An 18,774-nucleotide genomic window follows, 5' to 3' on the forward strand; every position below is an offset into this window, starting at 1 on the left:
GGGTGGGGTGGTTGTGCTGAGCGCGCGGGATGAGGCGTGCTGCTGGGCGAGCCTGCGCAGGGCGGCGAGCATCGCATCACCCAGCACCGTGCCAACGACGGCGCTCTCGACCATCTCCTCCCGCGGCAGGTCCAGCACGGCGGCGAGATCGATCTCGGCAATCCGGTCGGCGACTTCCGCGTAGCCGTCGAGCCTGCTCAGCAGGTCCTCGTGGCCCAGTTCCCGGAACCTGCAGAACACCGACACCAGCGCGGCGACCGGCGGCTTGTCCGGCTCGAACTCCCAGCCGCGGCCCTCGGCAATGACACGCACGCGGTCCATCGCCCACTCCCTGGCCTCCTCGTCGGGCTGCTCCCTGGCCGGGGTGATTCCGCGCTGAGCGACGCCCAGCACGTGGTGCGGGTCCGGATCCGGCTCGTCGAGCGCCTCGAGCACGTCCCTGACCTGGGTGAGGGACAGTCCACCTACGTCCATCAGCGCTCGCACCAGCCGCAGCCTGCGCAGGTGGCCTTCGGTGTATCGCGCCTGGTTGGGACTGGTCCGTTCGCCCGGCGGAAGCAACCGCTCCCGCAGGTAGTACTTGATCGTCGCGACCGGCACCCCGGACTCGCCGCTCAACTCGGCCATCCGCATGCGCCACCTCCGGCTCTTCCTGTGAATCTCTCAGAATAGATAGTCTAGCTTTCCGTAATAGAAAGTCTCACTATCTATTCATGGGGGTAGCCGTGACCGCAGCACTCGAACTCGGCAGGAGGGCCCTGCGCTGGCACGGCCCGCTGATGCTCTTCGCCGCGACGATGGCCGCACTGACCGTGGTGGCAGCGGTGGGCCTGGTCGTGGACGACCGGATCATCGCGGGCGCACCGGCCTGGGCCAAACCACTCAAGTTCTCGATCTCCTTCGTCCTCTACGCGGTCACCTGGGCCTGGATGCTCACCTTCCAGCGCCGCGCCCGCCGCTGGGGCTGGTGGGCCGGAACGGCGATCGCCGTCGCCGGGATCGTGGAGATGGTCGCGATCGTCGGGCAGGTGGTCCGGGGCAGACGCAGCCACTTCAACGTGGAGACCACGTTCGACGACCTGGTCTACCAGCTGATGGGCGGGACGATCTCCGTGCTCCTGGTCGGCCATTTCGTCCTCGCCGCACTCCTGCTCGCCGGACGCTACGGCGATCGAGTCACGGCCTCGGCAGTACGACTCGGTATGGCGATCTCCGCCGTGGGACTCGGCCTCGGCGGACTGATGCTCTCTCCGACAGCCGAACAGATCGCCACTGGAGAGCGGGACGACGTAGTGCGCACGACGATCGGCGCGCACAGCGTCGGAGTGCCCGACGGCGGCCAGGGAATCCTCTTCGTCAACTGGAGCACCGAAGGCGGCGACCTGCGCATCCCGCACTTCATCGGCATGCACGCACTGCAGGTACTTCCGCTGGTGGCGATGGTGCTCGCGGCGCTGGCCGCCAGGTCTGCTCTGCTCCACGAGCCGGTGCGGCTCCGGCTGATCCGAATCGCCGCGACCGGTTACGCGGGCCTGGTCGCACTCGTGACCTGGCAGGCCCTGCGCGGCCAGCCGTTGATCCGCCCGGACGGCTGGACCCTGGCCGCGTTCGCGGCCCTGCTCGTCGCGATCGCGGCCGCCGCAGCGCTGGCCCTGCGCGGCTCCCCGACGAAATCCGCAGGCAACCCCGCCGAGGCGATCCCGACCGAGGAGGTCACCGCACGATGAGTACCGCATTCCTGTTCGGCATCACGTTCTATCTGGTCGTCCCGTTCTGGGCAGCGATGATCTTCGCACCCGGCTGGTCGTGGACGCGCAGGATCGTGGCCTCACCCTGGATCGCCGCCCTCCCCCTCGCGGTCTACGCGGTGCTGATGATCCCGGACATCGGTGACCTCTGGGCGGTGATGAGCCGCCCCGACCTCGAGACGCTGCGCGCGTTCCTCGGCACACCGGAGGGAGCAGCGGGGCTCTGGGCACACCTGGTCGGCTACGACCTGCTCGTCGGGCGCTGGATGTACGGCGACGCGAGGCAGCGTGGTGTCCCGCACCTGGTGCTCGCACCGATCCTGGTGGTCACGATCCTGCTGTCACCGTTCGGCATGCTCGCGTATCTGCTGGCCCGCTCGATCGCGGGACGCGGCGACCGCACGCCGTCGGACACGAGCGAGGCCGTGCACCCGTAGGCTGCCGCCGTGAGCGAACACGCTGAGAATCCCGACGAACTCGCCACCGCCGCGGCCGCCACCCTGGCCGAGCGGACCGGCTTTCCCACCCACGACGTCGCCGTCGTACTCGGCTCCGGCTGGCGCCCCGCCGCCGACATCATCGGCGAGGCCTCCGCCGAGGTCCCGCTGGGCGAGCTGCCCGGTTTCGAGACGCCGAGCGCGGTCGGCCACGGCGGCACCGTCCGCTCCGTCGACGTTGGTGGAAAACGAGCGCTGGTCCTGCTCGGCCGGACTCACCTCTACGAGGGCAAGGGTGTGGCCGGGGTCGTACACGCGGTCCGCACCGCGGCCGCGGCCGGTGTGCGCTCGGTACTGCTGACCAACGCGGCGGGCGGCCTCAGGGAGGGCTTTCAGGTCGGCCAGCCGGTGATCGTCGCCGATCACCTGAACATGACCTCCACGTCGCCGATCACCGGCGCGAACTTCGTGGACCTCGTCGATCTGTACTCCGACAGGCTGCGCAGGATCGCGAAGGAGATCGACCCCTCACTCGCCGAGGGTGTGTACGCGGGACTGCCGGGGCCGCATTTCGAGACCCCTGCCGAGATTCGGATGCTGCGCACGCTCGGTGCGGATCTGGTCGGTATGTCGACCGTGCTGGAGGCCATCGCGGCCAGGGCCGCTGGCGTCGAGGTGTTCGGCCTGTCGCTGGTCACCAACCTCGCTGCGGGTATGACCGGTGAGCCACTGAACCACGAAGAGGTCATCGAAGCCGGCAGGGCAGCCGCCGAACGGATGGGCACACTGTTGCGCGAACTCGTCACGCGCGCGTGAGTCGCTGTGGCCGGCGCGGACGCGCCGGCCACAGCGGTTCCGGATCAGCGAGCAGGACGGCCGACCGGCGAGGCCGGGACCGTCGAGGTGATCGGTACGTCGCTGATCTCCGGGCGCAACCAGATCCGGGTACCCAAGCGCGAATTTCGATTCATCTCGACCTCCGTGTCGAAGGGCCCGGTGGTTTCCCCAGATACCGAGGGCCTCAGAAAAGCGGAAACAGCATGGATCTGAAATGGCTCGCGACAGGGGACGCGCACCATTTCCGAATTGCGAACGAGCCACCTACCGGCCGGTAAGTACAAGGTCTCGAAATTGTCGGCCGACGACAATACCCCGTTCGGGTGCTCGACCCGAATCAAGAGCCGTGCGCACCGAAAGTGTGTTATCTGCCTCACAAAATGACCACTCGGTCAGGGGCCATTTCCATGGACAGAAGCAAAGCTGGCGACCGAGAAATCGTGTCGAAAGTGCGCGTGCGGCCGCCGCGAAGTCATCGGCTGATCCGGGTTGTCAATTCCGTACAACGCCGACGCACAGAAGCCGTACGTGTATGACAGTGGCTGCACGCAGGCTGCACGTAGGCTGACCGGCGTGACGACTGCGGCCAGACTCACTCCCGAACTCCGTGACAGGACCTTCCGCTGGATGGCCGACGACGCCGATCCAGAAGCACGGACCGAACTGCAGTCAGTACTCGCCCGCGCGATGGGCGGCGAGGAAGCCGCGATCGCCGACCTCGCCGACCGCATGGCGGGACCGCTGGAGTTCGGTACCGCCGGTCTGCGGGGCCCGGTTCGCGCGGGATCCAACGGAATGAACCTCGCGGTCGTCATTCGCACCACCGCGGGCGTCGCCGCCTGGCTGGACCGGCACGGGCACGCCGGAGCGACCGTGGTGGTTGGGCGCGACGCCCGGTACGGCTCGGCAGCCTTCGCCGCGGCGGCAGCCGACGTGCTCACGGCGGCCGGGTTTGACGTCCGGGTGCTGCCCCGCCCCCTGCCGACCCCGGTACTGGCGTTCGCGGCCCCGCATCTGGAGGCAGCGGCGGCAATCCAGATCACCGCGTCACACAACCCGCCTGCCGACAACGGCTACAAATTGTACGACGAAACGGGCATCCAGATCGTGCCGCCCGCCGACGGCGAGATCGAGGCCGCCATCGCCGCGGCACCCGCCGCGGTGAGCGTGCCCCGCGCGCAGGGCGCCACCGTCCTCGGCGAGGACCTCGTGCGGACCTACCTGTCGCGGGTGTCCGCGCTCCCGCGCGGTCCGGAGCGTGGCCTGCGGATAGCCGCGACCGCACTGCACGGCGTCGGCGCCGAAGTGCTGCGCGCGGCACTGCACGAGGCCGGATTCACCGACGTCCACCTGGTGGCCCAGCAGTCCGAGCCCGATCCGGACTTCCCCACCGTGTCCTTTCCCAATCCCGAGGAGCCGGGTGCGGCCGACCTGCTGCTGGCGCTGGCCGCCGAGGTGCGGGCCGATCTCGCGATCGCACTGGACCCCGACGCGGACCGGTGCGCTCTCGGCGTCGCGGGACCCGGCGGCAGCTGGCGGATGCTGCGGGGCGACGAGGCGGGAGTGCTCCTCGGCGAGCACATCTTGTCCACTGTGGACCGTGCGGTCGTGCCCGACCCGCTCGTCGCCACCACCATCGTGTCCTCTTCGATGCTGGCGGACATCGCGACGGCCCACGGGTCACGGTTCGCGCAGACGCTGACCGGATTCAAGTGGCTCTCCCGCGCCGGGGAGGGCCTGGTCTTCGCCTACGAGGAAGCGCTGGGACTGTGCGTGAACCCGGGCTTCGTGCGGGACAAGGACGGCATCGCCGCCGCCGTCCTCTCCTGCGATCTCGCCGCGACGCTGAAGGCGCGGGGCGAAACCCTGCTCGACGCGCTCGACACACTGGCCGTCCAGCACGGTGTGCACCTGACCGACCAGATCTCGCTCCGGGTCACCGACCTCGGCCGGATCGACAGGCTGATGGCCGATCTCCGCGGGAACCCGCCGGCGGAACTGGCAGGACGACCGGTCACCTCGGAGGACCTCCTGCCGGAGGCCGACGTCCTCCGGCTGAGCGGAACCGGAGCACGAGTGGTGATCCGGCCGTCGGGTACCGAGCCCAAGCTGAAGGCGTATCTCGAGGTCACCGAGCCGGTAGCGGACGAAACCGGACTCGCACCGGCACGCAGGCACGCGAACGAGCGACTGACGACGCTGCGCGCCGAGGTGCACGCGCTGTTCGGCATGGGCGGTTAGGCGACGCGCCCACCAGAGCCCGCACGTCCGGCCGGGGCCGGGCCGTCGGATCGGCCCGCCCGGGTTGCCCCACAGGGCCGGGCACGGCAGGCTCGCCAGACGTGTCCACCTTGCTCATCGTGCACCACACACCGTCGCCGAGCATGCAGGCGATGTTCGAGGCCGTCGTCTCCGGCGCGACCGACCCGGAGATCGAGGGCGTGCGGGTCATCCGGCGTGCGGCACTGGCCACGACGGTGCCGGACGTGCTGGAGGCCGACGGCTACCTCCTCGGCACCCCGGCCAACCTCGGTTACATGTCCGGAGCGCTGAAGCACTTCTTCGACCAGATCTACTACCCCTGCCTCGACGCGACGAAGGGCAGGCCCTACGGCTTCTTCGTGCACGGCAACAGCGACGTGGCGGGCACCATCCGCGGTATCGAGGCCATCACCACCGGACTCGGCTGGGAACAGTCCGCGGCCGGAGTCACGATCACCGGCGATCCGAGCAAGGACGATCTGGCGGCCTGCTGGGAACTGGGTGCCACCATCGCCGCGGGCCTGATGGCCTGACCGCCCCTGTTCTAACGTTTTCCCAAACTGCCGAACGGCATTGCCACCAGGTCACCGGGGCAGCAAGCATCTGGTCAAGCGTTCACCTCGATCGGATGGGAGCCGAACCATGCCGTCCCCCTCACCCCGCGACTCCGAGCGACCACCGGCAAGCCACGGCCGCCGGGCCTTCCTCCGCACGGCCGCGGTCGTGCCCGTCGCCGCCGGGCTCGGCCTGCTGACCGTGGGCACAGCGCACGCCTACAACTGGACCCGCACCCTGCGAGCCGGGGACAGCGGCGCCGACGTCACCGAACTCCAGATCCGGATCGCGGGCTGGGCAGCCGACTCCCCGCGCAAGACCTACGTCGCCGTGGACGGGCAGTTCGGGCCGGGCACCGAGGCGGCACTCAAGCGCTTCCAGCGTGCCTACGGCCTGACCGCCAACGGTGTCGCGGCGAGCAGCACCCACAGCAAGCTCAACGCGTTGGAGGACTCCGACGGCTCCACGGCGCATTTCAACTTCTCCGAGTTCTACTCCAAGGACGGCTCCGGCTTCTCCGGCGGCAAGGTGGGCGCGAGCACGGTGAAGGCCAACGTGCGCAGGCTCATGTACAAACTCGAGGCGGTACGCAAGAAGGTCGGCAACAAGCCGATGACCATCAACTCCGGATTCCGCTCGATCTCGCACAACTCCAACGTGGGCGGTGCGTCGAACAGCCAGCACCTCTACGGCATCGCCGCCGACTTCGTCTCCTCCGGCGTCTCCACCCGCACCTTCTACGTCGCCTGCGAGAGCTCCGGCTTCTCCGGCCTCGAGCGCTACACCGTGAGCTGGCAGCACGCCGACAGCCGCGTGGAATACCCCTACGGCAGCCAGTCCTGGTGGTGGGAAAGCGGCGTGGTGACCTGAACATCCGCGGCCGGCCCGCACAGCTCTACGATGCACTCATGATCTCGCGCCGGATACTGCTCGGGGCGTTCGCGCTCGCCATCGCGGCCACCGCAGGCTGCACCTCCGACGAGGCGCAGGACGGGCCGCTGCCCGATGCGCCCGGCCTGCTCGACCAGGCGGCCACCGCGACCGCGAACATCACCAGCGCGCACTTCGCGCTGCAGGTCAATGGCAGTGTGCCTGGCCTGAGCGTGCAGAACCTGGAGGGCGACCTCACCACGGAGGGCGGCCCATCGGGTGCGGCGCGGGGCACCGGCAAGGTGGCCCTCGGTGGCCAGCTCGTCGAGGTGGAGTTCGTGCTCGCGGAGGACAACCTGTACATCAAGGGACCGACCGGCGGCTTCCAGAAACTGCCTGCCGCGCTCGGGGCAGGCGTGTACGACCCGTCCGCTGTCCTGGACCCCGAACGCGGCGTCTCCAAGGTCCTGCGCAGCGTGCAGAACCCGGTGACCAAGGCCCAGGAAGAGGTGGACGGCGTCCAGACGTACAAGGTCACCGGCACGGTGAGCAAGGACGTGCTCGCCGGTCTGCTGCCCGGAGCACCCTCCGGCGGGGACATCACCTTCTGGTTGCGCACCGAGGGCGAGCACCTGCCGGTGAAGGCCTCGGTCGCACTGCCGGGTGAGGGCGGCGAGCCGGCCACTGTGGACGTAGTGCTGTCCGATGTGGACAAGCCGGTAACCGTGACGCCACCGGCGTGACGTTCACCGCGTCACGCCGGGGCCGCTCCGTCGCCATCGGGGCGGGCGGCCTCGCCGTCCTGCTCGGCGCGCTCGACACCTACGTGGTGATCGGACTGCTCCGGCAGATCATCGAAGACCTGCGGATCCCGGTGAACCGGCTCGAACAGGTCACCCCCATCGTCACCGGCTACCTGCTCGGGTACGTGGCCGCGATGCCGCTGCTCGGGCAGGCGTCCGACCGGTTCGGGCGCAAACTGCTGCTCCAGGTGTGCCTCGGCGGGTTCCTCGCCGGTTCGGTGATCACCGCGCTGTCCACGGATCTGCTGGTGCTGGTGACCGGCCGGGTGGTGCTCGGCGTGGCCAGCGGAGCGCTGCTGCCGGTGACGATGGCGCTGGTGGCCGACCTGTGGGCCGAACACCGCAGGGCCACCGTGCTCGGCGCCGTCGGCGCGGCGCAGGAACTCGGCAGCGTGCTCGGCCCGGTGTACGGCATCGCGCTCGCCGCTGTAGCGGGCTGGCGCGGAGTGTTCTGGATCAACGTGCCGCTGGCCGTACTCGCGATGATCGCCGTGTCCTGGGCGGTCCCTTCGGCCGGCCGGCGTGCGAGTGACCGGGGCAGAATCGACGTCGTCGGCGGCGGGTTGCTCGCGGTGGTGCTCGGCCTGGTCGTGATCGGGCTGTACAACCCCGACCCGCGCGGTCAGGTGCTGCCGTCGTGGGGACTGCCGCTGCTGGCCTGCGCGGTGATCGCGCTCGTCGCGTTCCTGCTCTGGGAACGAAGGGCACGGACGAAGCTGATCGACACCACCGGCGTCCGGATGACCCCCTTCCTGGCCGCACTGGGTGCCAGCGCCGCTGCGGGAGCGGCGCTCATGGTCACCCTGGTGGACGTCGACCTGTTCGCCCAGACCCTGCTCGGCCGGGACGACCGGGGCAGCGTGGCACTGCTGTTGCGGTTCCTGATCGCGCTGCCGGTCGGCGCGCTGCTGGGCGGGCTGCTCGCGTCGCGGATCGGCGAACGCTGGGTGGCCTTCGGCGGTCTGCTCGTCGCCGCCGCGGGTTACCTGCTCATGTCCGGCTGGCCGCTCGACGTGCTCGCGGCACGGCACGACCTCGGCGCGCTGTCACTGCCCCGGCTCGACACCGACCTCGCGATCGTGGGCATCGGCCTTGGCCTGGTGATCGCCCCGCTGTCGGCGGCCGTGCTCCGGGTCGTGCCCTCGGACCAGCACGGGATCGCCTCGGCCGGTGTGGTGGTCGCCAGGATGACCGGGATGCTGGTCGGGGTCGCGGCGCTGTCGGCGTGGGGGCTGCACCGGTTCCACGACATGACCGCCGGCCTGCGGACCCCGCTGCCGATGCTCTACCCGGACCAGGCGGCATTCGACGCGGCGCTGTCCGCTTACACGGAGGCGGTACGCGCGGCGCTGCTCACCCAGTACACCGAGATCTTCCTGATCACCGCCGTTGTCTGTGTGGTGGGCGCGCTGACCTCCCTGTTCATCCCCGCGAGGCGTGGCCGATAGGCTGGACGGACCACGCTCGCCGCTCATCGAGGACCCAGAGGACCTACTCGCCGTGCCCGAATTTCTGCCGACAACGCCCTACCGGGGAACGCGGGACTTTCTGCCCCCGGAGATGTCCGTCCGCACCCAGGTGTTCGGCACGCTCTACGAGGTGCTGGAACGCTACGGCTTCCAGCGCTACGACGGCCCGGTCCTGGAGTCCGCCGAGATCTACGAGGCCAAGTCCGGCCAGGAGATCGCCGACCAGCAGCTCTACACGCTGACCGACCGGGGCGGGCGCAGGCTGGCACTGCGCCCGGAGATGACCCCGTCGGTGGCACGGATGATCGCGGGCAACGCGGGCTCGCTGCAGTTCCCGGTGCGCTGGTACAGCCACCCGAACTGCCACCGCTACGAGCGGCCGCAGCGGGGCCGGGTGCGTGAGCACTGGCAGATCAACGCCGACATCTTCGGTTCGGAGAGCGCGAACTGCGAGATCGAGATCTTCGAACTCATCCACGACATGCTGCGCGGGCTCGGCGCGACGGAGGACATGTTCGTGGTGCGGGCAAACGACCGCACACTGTTGTCCTCCGCGCTTACCGACCTGGTGGGGGTGACCGGCGAGCAGCTGTCGCCGGTGTTCTCGCTGGTCGACCGGTGGGAGAAGCAGGACCGCGAGAAACTGGCCGAGACAGCCGAGGAGATCGGGCTGACCGGAAAGCAGTTCGACCGCCTCGCCGAGGTACTCGGCGCGGGGACGGCCCTGCTGGACGAGCTGCCAGAGCCGGTCAAGGAGAGCTCCAACCTGGTCCGCATGCTGGCCAGCGGGTCCGGCGGGCTCGTGCGGTTCGACCCGCTGATCGTGCGTGGCCTCGCCTACTACACCTCGACGGTGTTCGAGGTCTTCGACACCTCGCCGGAGAACAACCGCGCGCTCTTCGGCGGCGGCCGCTACAGCGACCTCGCGGGGCTGTTCACCGCACAGCAGATCCCGGGTATCGGCTTCGGCATGGGTGATGTGACCCTGATCGACTTCCTGCAGACCCACGGCCTCGCGCCCGCACCGCGCGCCGAGGTGGACGTCGTGGTGATCCCGGTGTCCGAGGATCTCGAGGACGCGGCGCGGACGGTGGCGACGAAGCTGCGCGGCGCGGGCCTGCGTACCTCGGTGCCGCTGGAGCCGCGCAAACTCGGCAAGGAACTCGGCCGCGCCGACAAGGCGGGGGCGCGGGCCGTGGTGATCGTCGGGCAGGAGGACTGGGAGCACGGCAACGTGACCGTGCGCAGCCTCGCCACCCGTGACCAGCAGCAGGTCTCCGTCGACGCCGCCGCGAGCGCCGTCGCCGACCTACTCGCCCCGTAGGCCCAAGCGCGCCCCTCACCCACCCAGGCGTCGCGCTTTCCCGAGAAAGCGCGGTGGTTGCGCGCGCGGGGTATCGCGCTTTCCCGGGAAAGTGCGAGCCGGCGGGCTACCGGCCGACCAGCTTCATCGCCGCCTCGGGGTAGCGCGCACCCGCCACGACCTCGGCGGGTACCGCGGTCTCGATCTCGGCGAGTTCGGCCGCGGACAGTTCGACGCCGGTCGCCGCGACGTTCTCCTCCAGGTACTTGCGTCGCTTCGTGCCGGGGATCGGCACCACGTCGGCGCCCCGGTGCTGCACCCAGGCGAGTGCCAGCTGCCCTGCGGTGACGCCCTTGCGTCCGGCGAGTTCGCGCAGCGCCTCGACGATCGCCAGGTTGCGTTCCAGGTTGCCCTCGGCCATGCGCGGCTGGACCTCCTGCCGGTAGTCGCCGTCACCGAAGTCGGCGCGGGAGGTGAACCGGCCGGTGAGGAATCCGCGTCCGAGCGGGGAGTACGGCACCAGGCCGATCCCGAGTTCGCGGCAGGTGGGCACGACCTCGTCCTCGATTTCGCGTGACCACAGGGACCACTCGGTCTGCACGGCGGCGATCGGGTGCACGCTGCGCGCCTTGCGGATGGTCTCGGCGCCCGCCTCGGAGAGCCCGAGGTGGCGCACCTTGCCCTCGGCGACCAGCTCGGCCATCGCGCTGACCGTCTCCTCGATCGGGACGTCCGGATCCACCCGGTGCTGGTAGTAGAGGTCGATGTGGTCGACGCCAAGCCTGCGCAGGGACGCCTCGGCGGCCTGACGCACGTAGGCGGCGTCCCCCCGGACACAGCGTGCCGACGGGTCGTTCTCGTCTCGCACGATGCCGAACTTGGTGGCCAGTACCACCAGGTCCCTCCGGCCGGCGATCGCGCGGCCGACCAGCTCCTCGTTACGCCCGAAGCCATACATGTCCGCCGTGTCCAGCAGCGTCACGCCGAGCTCCAGTGCACGGTGAATCGTGGCGGCGGATTCGGCGTCGTCGGTCTCGCCGTAGAACTCGCTCATCCCCATGCAGCCGAGGCCCTGTGCGCTGACCTCCAGCTCCCCGAGCCTGCGCGCCCGCACTTCCTGCTCGCCCATGCCTGTCCCCTCGTTGGCGCTCACGCCGACACCCCTTGCGGCTCGTTGCTGAGCACGTCGGCCATCGCGCATTCGATCTTCTCGTAGTTGTCGATCTTGTACTCCAGTACGTCCAAACAGGACCGGAGCTCGGCGATTCGTTCCAATACGGCGACCCGCTGTTCCTGCAGGATCGCCTTGCGCCTGCCCGCGCTGGCAGTGCCGAGCCTGCGCAGAGAGGCGTACTCGCGCATGCGCCGGATGGGCATGCCGGTAGTGCGCAGTTTCGTCAGGAACTCCAGCCACACCAGGTCGGTGTCCGAGTAGGCCCTGCGGCCCGCGGCGTCCCGGTCGGGTGGCTCCAGCAACTGGATGCGTTCGTAGTACCGGAGAGTGTCGATCGACAGTCCGCTACGTCGCGCGGCTTCCGCTATCGAGTAGCTCATGAACCGACAGTACGACCTGGAGTGCGCTCCAGGTCAAACGCGAACTTTTCGGGGTGATTCGTTCGGTAACAGCGTCGCGATACCCTGACCCGATGGCCCGACCCAAGATTCACGACGAGGCGTTGCGACTGCGGCTGCTCGACCGTGCCGGGGAACTGCTCTCCGCCGAGGGCCCGAAGGCACTGAGCCTGCGGAAGCTGGCCGCGGACGTGGATACCTCCACCACCGCCGTGTACTCGCTGTTCGGCAGTAAGCCGGACCTGGTGAACGCACTCTTCCTGGAGGGGTTCCGGCGGTTCGCGGGCCGGATGTGCACGGTGGCCCGCACCGGCGACACCATCGAGGACCTGATCGAACTCGGCAAGGTCTATCGCATCAGCGCGAAGGCCGACCCGCACCTGTACTCGATCATGTTCACCAAGGCGGTTCCCGGCTTCGAGCCCAACGAGGAGGCGGGGAAGCTGGCCGCCTCGACCCTCGACCCCCTGCTGGAGATCGTCCGGGACGGCCTCGCGCGAGGCGTGCTCGCCGACCACCCCGCCGAGCTGATCGCCGTGAGCTGCTGGGGTTTCACGCACGGACTCGTCTCACTGGAACTCAACGGCAACCTGCCCCCGGAGTTCAGCGCGTCCGGTGCGTACGAAACGGCGCTGCGCGCCAACGCCCGGGGCTGGCTGCGCGAGTGACGGTGCCCCTAACGCGCGCCGTACTGGCGGTCGCCCGCGTCGCCGAGGCCGGGAACGATGAAGCCGGAGTCGTTGAGCCGCTCGTCGATGCTCGCGGTCACCACCCGCAGCGGCAGGCCGGACTCGCGCAGCAGCTCGATCCCCTCAGGGGCCGCGAGCGCGCACACCGCCGTGACGTCGGTGGCACCGCGCTCCACCAGCAGCCGGATGGTGAACTCCATCGAGCCGCCGGTCGCCAGCATCGGGTCGAGGACCATCACCGGCTGGTCGGCGAGGCTGTCCGGCAGCGACTCCATGTAGGGCGTCGGCTGCAACGTCTCCTCGTCTCGGGCCAGGCCGACGAAGCCCATCCGAGCGTCCGGGATCAGCTTGTGCGCCTGGTCGGCCATACCGAGACCCGCCCGCAGCACCGGCACCAGCAGCGGCGGCGTCGCCAGCCGGTAGGCGTCGGTGAGTGCCACCGGCGTGTGGATGCGCTCGGTGCGTACCGGGAAGTCGCGGGTGGCTTCGTACACCAGCATCACGGTCAGCTCGTGCAGTGCCGCCCGGAAGGCCGCGCTGTCAGTCCGCGCATCGCGCATGGTGGAGAGCCTGGCCTTCGCCAGCGGGTGATCGACTACGTGCACATCCATAGCGGACCACCGTAGCCGTCACCCGCAGCCGTGTCCCACCGCGGTGAGCTGTTCTTCGAGAATGTCACCGTGCCCGGCGTGCCGGGCGAAATCCTCGATCAGGAGCAGGTAGATGAACCGCAGACTCACATCGCCGACGCGGGGGCGTGTCGTGATGTCGTCGAGGTCGAAGTCGGCGGCGATCACGCGGGAACGCTCACTGGCACGCTCGAACTCCGCGATCACGCCGGCCAGCGTTTCGTCGTCGGCGACGACGAAACTGCCGTTGTCAGCGATGGCGTATCCGTCGCATTCGGACTCGTTCAGGCCGCGCAAAGTGCGTTGGAACTAGATTCGCTCGGCGGTGGCGGCGTGTTTGATCAGCCCGATCGGCGTGGTCAGCGAGACGACCAGACGTCGCCGCGCGTCGGTTTCGGACAGTCCTCGCACGGTGTCGATGAGCGCCCGCCGATTGCGGTCGAGCATGCTCTCCAACATGAGACGTTCGGGTCCAGTGGTCATTCCGGGAAACGTGTACACAGGTCGTCCAACCTTCTGAGTTGAGGCGAATTGACGGATCTGCACCGAGGGCATGAATTCGAGCCACTTCGGCTTTGACGGCAGGAGTCGCGGCAGCACGCCGCGGAAACGTTCCGGCCCGTGTCAGAGGATCCTCGGGGACAACATGTCCAGAGCCGAGGAGAACCGGGTCGATGACGACGATACCGCTCCCGATGGCCGCTCGCTAGCCGTCCCGGCCCTGCCAGGTCGTGACGCAGGCTTCGTTGCCCTCGGCGTCGGCCAGGATCCAGAACGCCGGAGCCGCCGCGCCGGACCTCAGCTCGCCTCCCGCCGCGAGTGCCTCAGCTATCCGCCGCCGCGCCTCGTCGTGCGGCACCGAGATGTCCACGTGGATCCGGTTGCGTTGCGGCCTCGGCTCGGTCATCTGCTGGAACCAGACGGCCGGGTGCTGCCCGGCCGGATCAACGAGTGCCCCCTCGGGGCCACCACCAGCTACCTCGTCCCGGTATCCGAGGACCGCCTTCCAGAACGGGCGGATCGACGGGATGTCGAGGGCGTCGATCGCGAGTTCGAGAACCTGTACCGCCCGTGTTCCGGTATCGGCACGGGCGTCGGTCCGCAACCCGAGTTCCGTGACGAGGGCGGAGATCCGGCCGGCGAGGTCGATGTCGTGCGCGGTCACCGACTCGGTCGCGGCCGACTGCAGCGTCAGGATCAGCCGGTCCTGGCGGAGGTCGGCGCTCAGGTGCTCGCCGAGGTCGTCGCCGGCACCAGCCACGACACGCGAGGCGACCTCGGCCGCCTCCGCCAGAGAGCTCACGCGGACATAGGTGTGCAGGCCCGTCAGTACGTACCGCCACCCCAGGTCGCTGACGGCATCGGAGATCTGCTCTCTGCTGAGTGACCGACCCGGGTGCCGGTTGTCGTCCTCCATCCCGCCATCATCGCAGCACGACCACGGCGAGTTCGTGGTCGACGACCTGCGAAACGCCCACGACATGACGCACCCGCGCGCTACCCTCGCCTGGTGAGTGAGTTGTCCGGTATCCCCGATCGCAAGCAGTTCCGCGCCTCCGACACCGATCGTGAGCACGTCGCCCGGATCCTGCAGCAGGCGATGAGCGAGGGCCGCATCACGATGGTGGAGCTCGAGGAGCGGCTGAACAGCGTCTACTCTGCGAAAACGCTCGGCGAGCTGGAGCCGGTCACCGCCGATCTGCCCGATGCCAGCGCGCCGGGCGCCACCGTGCAGCCCGCGTTCAGCCGATCCCCCGAGACCCGGGTCGGCGGCACCCCGGGATCGACGAGCTCGATCGCGGTGATGTCCGGCGCGACCCGCAAGGGCAGCTGGGTGGTCCCGCGCCAGCACAACAGCGTCGCCTTCTGGGGCGAGGTGAAGATCGATCTGCGCCAGGCCCGGTTCGCCGAGCAGCACGTCACCATCACGGCGGTGGCGATCATGGCCGGTATCGACATCGTCGTCCCGGACGACGTCATCGTCGACGTCACCGGCATCGGTTTCATGGGCGCCTTCGAGACCAAGGAGAAGGGCGAGCTGACAGTCCCACCTGCCGATGCACCGGTCGTGACCGTAAACGGACTCGCCTTCTGGGGCGCGGTGACCGTCATCCGTAAGCCACGCAAGACGCCGAAGGAACTGGGCGGCTGACCGGGCCGTTACGCTCGTCCCATGGCAACAGCTACCCTGCCTGCCGAGCTCGCCGACGCCACCCGCGACGACGCGAGCCTGCGCAGGTTCCTGCACGGGCTGCCCGGTGTCGACCAGGTGGGCGTGGAACAACGCGCCGCAGGTCTGGGCACCCGCAGCATCAAGAAGGCCGCCAAGCGCTGGGCGATCGACACGGCCATCTCGATGGTCGACCTGACGACGCTGGAGGGCGCCGACACCCGCGGTAAGGTCCGTGCGCTGGCCGCGAAGGCCCGGCGTCCGGATCCGGACCACCCGGACACTCCCCGGGTCGCGGCCGTGTGCGTGTACCCGGATCTGGCGGCCGTCGCGGTCGAGGCGCTCGCCGGGACCGGCATCGGCGTCGCGAGCGTGGCCACCGCGTTCCCCTCCGGCCGGTCGTCGCAGCAGGTCAAGCTCACCGATGTCGCACTGGCCGTGGATGCGGGCGCGAGCGAGGTCGACATGGTGATCGACCGGGGTGCGTTCCTGGAGGGCCGTTACGGGCAGGTCTTCGACGAGATCCGGACCATCAAGGCTGCCTGCGGCGACGCGCACCTGAAGGTCATCCTGGAGACCGGCGAACTCGCCACCTACGACAACGTGCGGCGCGCGTCCTGGCTCGCACTGCTGGCCGGGGGCGACTTCATCAAGACCTCCACCGGCAAGGTCTCCCCCGCCGCCACCCTGCCGGTCACGCACGTGATGCTGCAGGCCGTGCACGACTGGCACACCAGCACCGGTGAGCTGCGCGGGGTCAAACCCGCGGGCGGCATCCGCACCACGAAGGACGCGATCCGCTACCTGGTCGCCGTGCACGAGGTTGCCGGTCCGCAGTGGCTCACCCCGGACCTGTTCCGGTTCGGCGCCTCCAGCCTGCTCAACGACCTGCTGTTGCAGCGCCGCACCCAAATCGACGGCCACTACAGCGGCCCCGACTACGTGACCCTGGACTGACATGACTGACTCACCGTTCGAGTACGCGCCCGCACCCGAATCCAGGGACATCGCCAACCTCAAGCCGCACTACCGCCCGTTCATCGGCGGGCAGTTCGTCGAAGGCGCAGGCGAGCCGCTGAAGACGATCAATCCGGCGACGGAAGAGGTCCTTGCCGAGGTCGAGACGGCTTCGGCGTCCGATGTGGACAAAGCGGTACAGGCGGCTCGCAAGGCCTACGACAAGGTCTGGGGCCGGATGCCCGGCAGCGAGCGGGCGAAGTACCTGTTCCGTATCGCCCGGCTGATCCAGGAACGTTCCCGCGAACTCGCGGTGCTGGAGACCCTGGACAACGGCAAGCCGATCAAGGAGTCCCGCGACTCCGACGTACCGACCGCGGCCGCGCACTTCTTCTACCACGCGGGCTGGGCCGACAAGCTCGACTACGCGGGACTCGGTCCCGATCCGCGCCCGCTGGGGGTGGCGGGGCAGATCATCCCGTGGAACTTCCCGCTGCTGATGCTGGCGTGGAAGATCGCGCCCGCACTGGCCACCGGCAACACCGTGGTGCTCAAGCCCGCCGAGACGACTCCGTTGACGGCGCTGGTGTTCGCCGAGATCTGCCAGCAGGCGGAGCTGCCGCCCGGCGTGGTCAACATCGTGCCGGGTGCCGGAGACATCGGCGCCGAGTTGGTGAACCATCACGGGATCGACAAGATCGCCTTCACCGGATCGACCGACGTGGGCAAGCTCATCCAGCGCTCGGTCGCGGGCACGCCCAAGCGGCTCACCCTGGAACTCGGCGGGAAGGCCGCGAACGTCGTATTCGACGACGCACCGCTGGACCAGGCCGTCGAGGGCATCGTGAACGGCATCTTCTTCAACCAGGGTCACGTATGCTGCGCCGGGTCCCGGCTGCTGGTGCAGGAGTCCATTGCGGACGAACTGCTGGAGAAGCTGCGCTACCGCGTCTCCACCCTGCGCCTCGGCGACCCATTGGACAAGAACACCGACGTCGGCGCGATCAACTCCGCGAAGCAGCTGGCCAAGATCCACGAACTGGTCGACTCCGGCGACAACGAGGGCGCGCAGCGCTGGACCAGCTCCTGCCCGCTGCCCGAGCGCGGGTTCTTCTTCGCTCCCACCGTGTTCTCCGACGTCCAGCAGTCGATGCGTATCGCCCGTGAGGAGATCTTCGGCCCGGTGCTGTCCGTGCTGACCTTCCGCACCCCGGACGAGGCCGTCGCCAAGGCGAACAACACGCCGTACGGGCTCTCGGCGGGGATCTGGACCGAGAAGGGTTCCCGCATCCTGTGGATGGCCAACCAGCTGCGCGCGGGCGTGGTGTGGGCCAACACTTTCAATCGTTTCGATCCCGCCGCACCGTTCGGCGGCTACCAGGAATCGGGGTTCGGCCGCGAGGGCGGGCGCGCCGGTCTGGAGGCTTACCTCAATGCCTGACAGACAGCTCCAGGCGGAGTGTGAACTGCGATGGCGACCACAGAACGCGCCCGGCGAAGCCCCACGGTCGTGGCGGCGGGGCGCCCGCGAAACGAAAGTTGGATTGGCGTGAGCAAGCCCGAGCCCCGGCGACGCGACCGTGTAGCGCGTTCAGAGACAAGCACTGACAACAACAGGATCTCGGTCGCCAAGACCTACAAACTGTTCATCGGCGGAAAGTTCCCGCGCTCGGAGTCCGGCCGGGTGTACCCGGTGACCGACAGCAAGGGCGCATTCCTCGCCAACGCCGCGCACGCCTCGCGCAAGGACGCCCGCGACGCGGTCGTCGCCGCCCGCAAGGCGTTCCCCGGCTGGTCCGGCGCCACCGCGTACAACCGGGGCCAGGTGTTGTACCGGGTGGCCGAGATGCTGGAGGGCCGCAGGGAGCAGTTCATCGCCGAGGTCGCCGCTTCGGAGGGGCTGACCGACCGCAAGGCTCAGTCCGTTGTGGACACCGCTATCGACCGCTGGGTCTGGTACGCGGGCTGGACCGACAAGATCGCCGCCGTGCTGGGCTCGGCGAACCCGGTGGCCGGGCCGTACTTCTCGTTCACGGTGCCGGAGCCGACCGGAGTGGTCGCGATCCTCGCCCCGCAGCGGTCCTCGCTGCTCGGGCTGGTGAGCGTACTCGCTCCGGTGCTCGCGACCGGGTCGACGGCAGTCTTGGTCAGCAGCGCGCAGCGGCCACTGCCCGCGATCACCCTGTCCGAGGTGCTGGCCACATCGGACGTGCCCGGAGGGGTGGTGAACATCCTGACCGGCAGGGCCGCCGAGCTGGGATCGTGGCTGGCCTCGCACGGCGACGTCAACGCACTGGACCCGACCGGCGCCGACATCGAGGCGCGGACCGACCTGGCCCGCGACGCGGCGGGCACGGTCAAGCGGGTGCTCGAGGTCCCGGCGGAGGAGCCCGACTGGACACAACGGCCGGACATCGCCCGCCTACGCCGCTATCTGGAGTCGAAGACCGTCTGGCACCCCCTGGGCGTCTAG

Annotated in this window: 20 protein-coding genes and 1 pseudogene; 15 read left to right on the plus strand and 6 right to left on the minus strand. The window is 69.2% G+C overall.

Annotated features, from left to right (window positions below):
- Nucleotides 1-627: MerR family transcriptional regulator (locus D0C15_RS04805; protein ID WP_342768546.1), on the minus strand; the 627-nt coding region annotated here is incomplete at its 3' end.
- 86 nt (nt 628-713) lie between these two features.
- Here D0C15_RS04805 and D0C15_RS04810 point away from each other — a divergent pair.
- The 10 genes from D0C15_RS04810 (at nt 714) to hisS (ending at nt 10,305) form a co-directional block, all read left to right on the plus strand.
- Nucleotides 714-1,727 (plus strand): hypothetical protein, encoded by a 1,014-nt coding sequence (locus D0C15_RS04810; protein WP_116041139.1) that lies wholly within the window; start codon nt 714-716, stop codon nt 1,725-1,727.
- Entirely contained in the window at nt 1,724-2,185 is a 462-nt protein-coding gene (locus tag D0C15_RS04815; protein ID WP_116041141.1) for an ABA4-like family protein, read from the plus strand. Before D0C15_RS04810 ends, D0C15_RS04815 begins: the two co-directional genes overlap by 4 nt.
- A 9-nt stretch (nt 2,186-2,194) precedes the next feature.
- Entirely contained in the window at nt 2,195-3,001 is an 807-nt protein-coding gene (locus D0C15_RS04820) for a purine-nucleoside phosphorylase (protein WP_116041143.1), read from the plus strand.
- 6 nt (nt 3,002-3,007) lie between these two features.
- The gene (locus tag D0C15_RS04825; protein ID WP_116041145.1) at nt 3,008-3,235 is read left to right on the plus strand and encodes a hypothetical protein; all 228 of its coding nucleotides are present in this window, start codon (nt 3,008-3,010) and stop codon (nt 3,233-3,235) included.
- A 414-nt stretch (nt 3,236-3,649) separates the two neighbouring features.
- Complete coding sequence (locus D0C15_RS04830; protein WP_116041147.1) at nt 3,650-5,263, plus strand: phospho-sugar mutase; 1,614 nt, start codon at nt 3,650-3,652, stop codon at nt 5,261-5,263.
- Nucleotides 5,264-5,364: 101 nt separating this feature from the next.
- Entirely contained in the window at nt 5,365-5,817 is a 453-nt protein-coding gene (locus D0C15_RS04835; protein ID WP_116041149.1) for a flavodoxin family protein, read from the plus strand.
- Between the two features lie 109 nt (nt 5,818-5,926).
- Nucleotides 5,927-6,709 (plus strand): D-Ala-D-Ala carboxypeptidase family metallohydrolase, encoded by a 783-nt coding sequence (locus tag D0C15_RS04840; protein ID WP_116041150.1) that lies wholly within the window; start codon nt 5,927-5,929, stop codon nt 6,707-6,709.
- A 38-nt stretch (nt 6,710-6,747) separates the two neighbouring features.
- Nucleotides 6,748-7,452, plus strand: coding sequence for an LppX_LprAFG lipoprotein (locus D0C15_RS04845; RefSeq protein ID WP_116041437.1), 705 nt, complete (start codon nt 6,748-6,750; stop codon nt 7,450-7,452).
- The gene (locus D0C15_RS04850) at nt 7,449-8,960 is read left to right on the plus strand and encodes an MFS transporter (protein ID WP_116041152.1); all 1,512 of its coding nucleotides are present in this window, start codon (nt 7,449-7,451) and stop codon (nt 8,958-8,960) included. Before D0C15_RS04845 ends, D0C15_RS04850 begins: the two co-directional genes overlap by 4 nt.
- Before the next feature lie 52 nt (nt 8,961-9,012).
- Nucleotides 9,013-10,305: a histidine--tRNA ligase gene (hisS, locus tag D0C15_RS04855; RefSeq protein ID WP_116041439.1), complete on the plus strand. Its 1,293-nt coding sequence runs from the start codon at nt 9,013-9,015 to the stop codon at nt 10,303-10,305.
- A 106-nt stretch (nt 10,306-10,411) separates the two neighbouring features.
- Here the strand turns inward: hisS and D0C15_RS04860 are convergent, their stop codons facing one another.
- Together D0C15_RS04860 and D0C15_RS04865 are read right to left on the minus strand one after the other, a co-directional pair.
- Nucleotides 10,412-11,413 (minus strand): aldo/keto reductase, encoded by a 1,002-nt coding sequence (locus tag D0C15_RS04860; protein WP_116041154.1) that lies wholly within the window; start codon nt 11,411-11,413, stop codon nt 10,412-10,414.
- Between the two features lie 20 nt (nt 11,414-11,433).
- Complete coding sequence (locus D0C15_RS04865) at nt 11,434-11,838, minus strand: MerR family transcriptional regulator (RefSeq protein ID WP_116041156.1); 405 nt, start codon at nt 11,836-11,838, stop codon at nt 11,434-11,436.
- 92 nt (nt 11,839-11,930) lie between these two features.
- Between D0C15_RS04865 and D0C15_RS04870 the strand changes: the two genes are divergently transcribed.
- On the plus strand, nt 11,931-12,524 hold the full coding sequence (locus D0C15_RS04870) for a TetR/AcrR family transcriptional regulator (RefSeq protein WP_116041157.1): 594 nt from the start codon (nt 11,931-11,933) through the stop codon (nt 12,522-12,524).
- A gap of 8 nt (nt 12,525-12,532) precedes the next feature.
- Here the strand turns inward: D0C15_RS04870 and upp are convergent, their stop codons facing one another.
- From upp to D0C15_RS04885, 3 genes and pseudogenes are all read right to left on the minus strand, one after another.
- The gene (upp, locus tag D0C15_RS04875) at nt 12,533-13,156 is read right to left on the minus strand and encodes a uracil phosphoribosyltransferase (protein WP_091673942.1); all 624 of its coding nucleotides are present in this window, start codon (nt 13,154-13,156) and stop codon (nt 12,533-12,535) included.
- Between the two features lie 18 nt (nt 13,157-13,174).
- A pseudogene (locus tag D0C15_RS04880) lies at nt 13,175-13,729 on the minus strand (DinB family protein).
- Between the two features lie 151 nt (nt 13,730-13,880).
- Nucleotides 13,881-14,591, minus strand: a complete 711-nt coding sequence (locus tag D0C15_RS04885; RefSeq protein ID WP_116041158.1) for a VOC family protein — start codon at nt 14,589-14,591, stop codon at nt 13,881-13,883.
- 93 nt (nt 14,592-14,684) lie between these two features.
- Between D0C15_RS04885 and D0C15_RS04890 the strand changes: the two genes are divergently transcribed.
- The 4 genes from D0C15_RS04890 to D0C15_RS04905 all read left to right on the plus strand — a co-directional run bounded on the left by D0C15_RS04890 (nt 14,685) and on the right by D0C15_RS04905 (nt 18,774).
- On the plus strand, nt 14,685-15,326 hold the full coding sequence (locus D0C15_RS04890; protein WP_116041160.1) for a DUF1707 SHOCT-like domain-containing protein: 642 nt from the start codon (nt 14,685-14,687) through the stop codon (nt 15,324-15,326).
- 21 nt (nt 15,327-15,347) lie between these two features.
- Nucleotides 15,348-16,301, plus strand: a complete 954-nt coding sequence (gene deoC, locus D0C15_RS04895) for a deoxyribose-phosphate aldolase (protein ID WP_116041162.1) — start codon at nt 15,348-15,350, stop codon at nt 16,299-16,301.
- Nucleotide 16,302: 1 nt separating this feature from the next.
- A complete protein-coding gene (locus D0C15_RS04900) occupies nt 16,303-17,742 on the plus strand; it encodes an aldehyde dehydrogenase family protein (RefSeq protein ID WP_116041164.1) in 1,440 nt (479 codons plus the stop codon).
- A gap of 177 nt (nt 17,743-17,919) precedes the next feature.
- Nucleotides 17,920-18,774, plus strand: a complete 855-nt coding sequence (locus D0C15_RS04905) for an aldehyde dehydrogenase family protein (RefSeq protein WP_245975589.1) — start codon at nt 17,920-17,922, stop codon at nt 18,772-18,774.

Origin of the sequence: Amycolatopsis palatopharyngis, from assembly GCF_003385185.1 — a bacterium.
Lineage (GTDB): Bacteria > Actinomycetota > Actinomycetes > Mycobacteriales > Pseudonocardiaceae > Amycolatopsis > Amycolatopsis palatopharyngis.

What these genes read in the sequence shown, in the direction of transcription:
- D0C15_RS04840 (WP_116041150.1), top strand. Translation starts at nt 5,927, where the DNA reads ATGCCGTCCCCCTCACCCCGCGACTCCGAGCGACCACCGGCAAGCCAC.
- D0C15_RS04845 (WP_116041437.1), top strand. Translation starts at nt 6,748, where the DNA reads ATGATCTCGCGCCGGATACTGCTCGGGGCGTTCGCGCTCGCCATCGCG.
- D0C15_RS04870 (WP_116041157.1), top strand. Translation starts at nt 11,931, where the DNA reads ATGGCCCGACCCAAGATTCACGACGAGGCGTTGCGACTGCGGCTGCTC.
- D0C15_RS04885 (WP_116041158.1), bottom strand. Translation starts at nt 14,591, where the DNA reads ATGGAGGACGACAACCGGCACCCGGGTCGGTCACTCAGCAGAGAGCAG.
- upp (WP_091673942.1), bottom strand. Translation starts at nt 13,156, where the DNA reads ATGGATGTGCACGTAGTCGATCACCCGCTGGCGAAGGCCAGGCTCTCC.
- deoC (WP_116041162.1), top strand. Translation starts at nt 15,348, where the DNA reads ATGGCAACAGCTACCCTGCCTGCCGAGCTCGCCGACGCCACCCGCGAC.
- D0C15_RS04830 (WP_116041147.1), top strand. Translation starts at nt 3,650, where the DNA reads ATGGCCGACGACGCCGATCCAGAAGCACGGACCGAACTGCAGTCAGTA.
- D0C15_RS04900 (WP_116041164.1), top strand. Translation starts at nt 16,303, where the DNA reads ATGACTGACTCACCGTTCGAGTACGCGCCCGCACCCGAATCCAGGGAC.
- D0C15_RS04810 (WP_116041139.1), top strand. Translation starts at nt 714, where the DNA reads ATGGGGGTAGCCGTGACCGCAGCACTCGAACTCGGCAGGAGGGCCCTG.
- D0C15_RS04815 (WP_116041141.1), top strand. Translation starts at nt 1,724, where the DNA reads ATGAGTACCGCATTCCTGTTCGGCATCACGTTCTATCTGGTCGTCCCG.
- D0C15_RS04860 (WP_116041154.1), bottom strand. Translation starts at nt 11,413, where the DNA reads ATGGGCGAGCAGGAAGTGCGGGCGCGCAGGCTCGGGGAGCTGGAGGTC.
- D0C15_RS04865 (WP_116041156.1), bottom strand. Translation starts at nt 11,838, where the DNA reads ATGAGCTACTCGATAGCGGAAGCCGCGCGACGTAGCGGACTGTCGATC.